Annotated in this window: 1 protein-coding gene; it reads right to left on the reverse strand. The window is 75.8% G+C overall.

Features of this window, described 5'->3' with window-relative positions:
• A partial coding sequence (locus ABZZ38_RS30245) for a type I polyketide synthase (RefSeq protein WP_356745713.1) occupies window positions 1-4,789 on the reverse strand: 4,789 nt, incomplete at both ends.

Raw genomic sequence — 4,789 nt, forward strand, 5'->3', positions numbered from 1 at the left:
TTGACCCCGGCCAGCAGTTCGGCGAGCGCGTCGCGGTCGGTGACGTCGCACGCCTCGACCGAGACGTCGGCGCCGAGCGCGGTCAGCTCGTCGCGCAGCTCGGCCGCGCCCGGGGCGTCGATGCCCCGGCGGCTGACCAGCAGCAGTCCGCGTACGCCGTGCTCCACCACCAGATGCCGGGCCAGGATCGCTCCGAGGGCGCCGGTGGCGCCGGTGATCAGCACCGTGCCGTCGCCCCACACCGGAGTCTCCTCCCGCGTGGCGTCGGGTCCGTCCGGCTGCCGGGTCCGGGCCAGGCGCGGCACGACGAGCTCGCCGTTCCGCACCGCCGACTGCGGCTCCCCGCTGTCCACGGCACGGGCCGACAGGCCCGCCACGCCGTCGCCGGTTGCCGTTCCCGTGTCCGTCTCGATGTCGATGAGCTGGATGCGGCCCGGGTGCTCGGTCTGCGCGGAACGCAGCAGCCCCCACAGCGGGGCGTGGACCAGGTCGGTCACGTCCTCTCCCGGTGCCGTCGCGACGGCCCCGCGGGTCACGGCGACGAACCGCGTCCCGGCGAACCGGTCGTCCCCCAGCCACGCCTGTACGTCGGCCAGCGCACGCCCCAGTTCGGCGCGTGCCGCCTCCGCCGGGCCGGCGTCGGGGTCCCTGTCCGTGACGTACGGGGTGATCAGGACGGCCGGCGCGGGCGTGCCCTCGTCCATCGCCCGGACGACGGCGGCGATGTCCGCGTACCGGCGCGGACCGCCGGAGCCCCGGTCGTCGGAGGCCTGTTCGCCCACCACGGCCCAGCCGCTCCGGTCCCCGCCCGTCAGCCCGCCGGACAGCGGGGTCCAGTCGACCCGCATCAGCCCGTCGGTCGCGGTGGAGTCCGCGGCGCGCAGCGCCTCGGCGGACAGCGGGCGCAGGGACAACTCCTCGACGGCGGCGACGGGCGCCCCGGTGCCGTCCGCCACGGTCAGCGCGACGGTCGGGGACCGGTCGTCCGTGCCGGTGAGGGCGAGCCGTACCCGCAGGACCGTGGCCCCGGTGGCGTACAGGGTGGCCCCGGACCACGCGAACGGCAGCAGCGCCGGACCCGACTCCTTGGCGACCCCGGGCAGCAGCGGGTGCAGCGCGGCGTCCAGGAGCGCGGGGTGCAGGCCGAAGCGGGCGGCGTCCGCGCGCTGTTCGTCCCCCAGGACGACCTCCGCGTACAGGTCGGTGCCGGCCGTCCAGAGCCGTCGCAGGTTCCGGAAGGCGGGCCCGTACGCGTAGCCCTGCTCGTCGAGCCGGTCGTACGCGCCGGTCAGGTCGGTCTCCACGGCACCGGCCGGCGGCCACGCCGTGAGGTCGTCGACGGGCGCGCTGTCGTCCTCGCCGCGCAGGGTGCCATGGGCGTGGAGCGTCCACTCCTCCTCCGCCGCCCCGCTGTCGGGCCGCGAGTGGATCTGTACGGTGCGCGCGCCGGACGCCTCGGCCGCGCCGACCGCCACCTGGAGCTGCACGCCACCGCGCTCGGGCAGCACCAGCGGCGCGGCCAGGGTCAGTTCGTCCACCGAGCCGGCGCCGGACCGCTCCCCGGCCCGCAGCGCGAGTTCCAGCAGCCCGGTCCCGGGCACGAGCACGGTGCCCGCGACGGCGTGGTCGGCCAGCCACGGGTGGCTGTGGCGCGAGAGCCGTCCGGTGAAGACCTGCTCGTCGCGGTCCGCCAGCGTGACCGCGGCACCCAGCAGCGGGTGGTCCGCCGGGGCCAGCCCGAACCCGGCGGCGTCGCCCACGGTGGCGGGGGCGTCCAGCCAGTACCGCTGCCGCTGGAAGGCGTAGCCCGGCAGGCCCGTCCGGCGGGCGCCGGGGAACACGGTGTCCCAGCGCAGCCGTGCGCCGCGGGCGGCGAGCAGTCCGATCGCCGAGGCGAACGCCCGGTCCTCCGGGCGGCCCCCGCGCAGGGCCGGTACGACGACACCGGTCTCCCCGGTCAGGGACTCCTGGACCAGGGCGGTCAGCACCCCGTCCGGTCCCAGCTCCAGCCACTCGGTCACCCCGCGCGCCTCCAGCAGCCGTACGCCGTCGAGGAAGCGGACCGCCTCGCGGATGTGCCGCGCCCAGTAGCCGGGCGAGGCCAGCTCCTCGGCGGTCGCGAGGGCGCCGGTGACGTTGGAGACGACCGGGATGCGCGGCTCGTGGAAGGTGAGGCCCTCCGCGACCGCCCGGAACTCGTCGAGCACCTCCTCCATGTGCGGGGAGTGGAAGGCGTGGCTGACCGGCAGGCGCTTGGTCCTGCGGCCCTCCCGCTTCCAGTGCGCGGCGATCTCGTCGACGGCCGGCGCGTCACCGGAGATCACGGTGGACCGGGGCCCGTTGACGCCCGCGATCGCGACCCGGTCGCCGTACGGCGCGAGCGAGGCGCGCACCTCGTCCTCCGCGGCCTCGACGGCGGCCATGGCGCCGCCCTCCCGTGCCGCCTGCATCAGCCGGCCGCGCTCGGCGACCAGCACGCAGGCGTCCGGCAGGTCGAGCACGCCCGCCAGGTGGGCCGCGGTGACCTCGCCGATGGAGTGGCCCAGCAGGAAATCCGGGGTGAGACCGTGGTGTTCGGCCAGCCGGAACAGCGCGGTCTCCAGGGCGAACAGCGCCGCCTGGGTGAACGCCGTCTGGTCGAGCAGCGCCGAATCGGCGGAGTCCGCCGGGGCGAACAGCACGGTCCTGAGGGGCCGGACGAGCTCGCGGTCCAGATGCGCGCACACCTCGTCGAGCGCGGCGGCGAACACCGGGGACGTCTCGTACAGCTCCCGGCCCATGCCGAGGCGCTGGGAGCCCTGCCCGGTCAGCAGGAACGCGGTCTTGCCGCGCCGTTCGGCACCGGCCCGCAGCACGGCCGGGGTGGCCTCGCCCCGGGCGAGCGCGCGGAGCCCGTCGAGCAGCTCGTCGCGGTCGGCGGCGACGACGACGGCCCGGTGGTCGTGCAGGGCGCGGGCGGTGGCCAGCGAGTACCCGGCGTCGGCGGCGCTCAGGTCGGGGTGGGCGGTCAGGTGGTCGTGCAGCCGCTCGGCCTGGGCGCGCAGGGCGTCCTCGGCACGCGCGGAGAGGATCCACGGGGCGGGGGAGGCGGGGCCGGAGGCACCGGAGACTTCCTCCTCCTCCACCTGCTCGATGATCACGTGGGCGTTGGTGCCGCTGATGCCGAAGGAGGAGACACCGGCGCGGCGCGGCCGGTCGGTCTGGGGCCACTGGGTGGCCTCGGTGAGCAGCTCCACGGCTCCGGCCGTCCAGTCGACGTGCGGCGTCGGCTCGTCGACGTGGAGGGTCCTGGGCAGGACACCGTGGCGCATGGCCTGCACCATCTTGATGACACCGCCGACACCGGCGGCGGCCTGGGCGTGTCCGATGTTGGACTTCAGTGAGCCGAGCAGCAGGGGCTGTTCGCGGTCCTGCCCGTAGGTGGCGAGGAGGGCCTGTGCCTCGATCGGGTCGCCGAGCCGGGTGCCGGTGCCGTGGGCCTCGACGGCGTCGACGTCGGCGGGCCGCAGTCCCGCGCTGTCGAGGGCCTGGCGGATGACCCGCTCCTGGGAGGGGCCGTTGGGGGCGGTCAGGCCGTTGCTGGCGCCGTCCTGGTTGACCGCGCTGCCCCGCAGCACCGCCAGGACCTGGTGGCCGTTGCGGCGCGCGTCGGAGAGCCGCTCGACGAGCAGCAGCCCGACGCCCTCCGACCAGCCCGTGCCGTCGGCGGCGGCGGCGAAGGACTTGGAACGCCCGTCGGGCGACAGCCCGCGCTGACGGGAGAACTCGATGAAGACGTGCGGCCCCGCCATGACGGTGACCCCGCCGGCCAGTGCGAGGTCGCACTCGCCGTTGCGCAGCGCGTTCGCCGCCAGGTGCAGCGCGACCAGCGACGACGAGCACGCCGTGTCGACGGTGACGGCCGGGCCCTCGAAGCCGTACGTGTAGGACAGCCGGCCCGACACGACGCTGGACAGGTTCCCCGCGAGGAGGAAGCCCTCGTACTCCTCCGGGCTCGCCGCCAGCCGGGACACGTAGTCGTCGTACATGGCGCCGGTGAACACGCCCGTGCGCGAGCCGCGCAGACCGGTGGGGTCGATCCCGGCGTTCTCGAACGTCTCCCACGCCGTCTCCAGCAGCAGCCGGTGCTGCGGGTCGGTCGCGGTCGCCTCACGGGGCGAGATGCCGAAGAACTCGCGGTCGAACTGGTCCGCCTCGTGCAGGAACCCGCCGTGCCGCACATACGACGTGCCGGTCCGCTCCGGGTCCGGGTCGTACAGCGCGTCCAGGTCCCAGCCACGGTTCACGGGGAATCCGGACACCGCGTCCCCACCGTCCATGACGAGCCGCCACAGGTCCTCGGGCGAGGAGACCCCGCCCGGGTAACGGCACGCCATGCCGACGATCGCGATCGGCTCGTCCGCGTCGGCGGCCTCCCGCGCCGGACGCGCCTCGGGCGCGGCGGCGGTGGTCGTGGTCAGCCGGGACAGCAGGTGTGCGGCGACCGCCTCGGGCGACGGGTGGTCGAAGACGACCGTGGCGGACAACCGCAGCCCGGTGGCGGCGTTGAGCCGGTTGCGCAGCTCCACCCCGGCGAGCGAGTCGAAGCCGATCTCGTTGAAGGCGCGCCTGGGGTCCAGGCGGTGCGGATCGGTGTGGCCGAGGACCCCGGCGACCGTGTCCCGCACGAGGTCGAGGACCGTCTCGCGCCGCTGCTCCTCGGGGAGGGCGGCGGTCCGCTCGGCCCACGCCGTGCCGCCGCCGGCGGCGGCCAGCGCCGCGCGGGGCGAGTTCTTCTGTGGCACCATCG

The organism is Streptomyces sp. NPDC006368 (genome assembly GCF_040612535.1).
Taxonomy (GTDB): Bacteria; Actinomycetota; Actinomycetes; order Streptomycetales; family Streptomycetaceae; genus Streptomyces.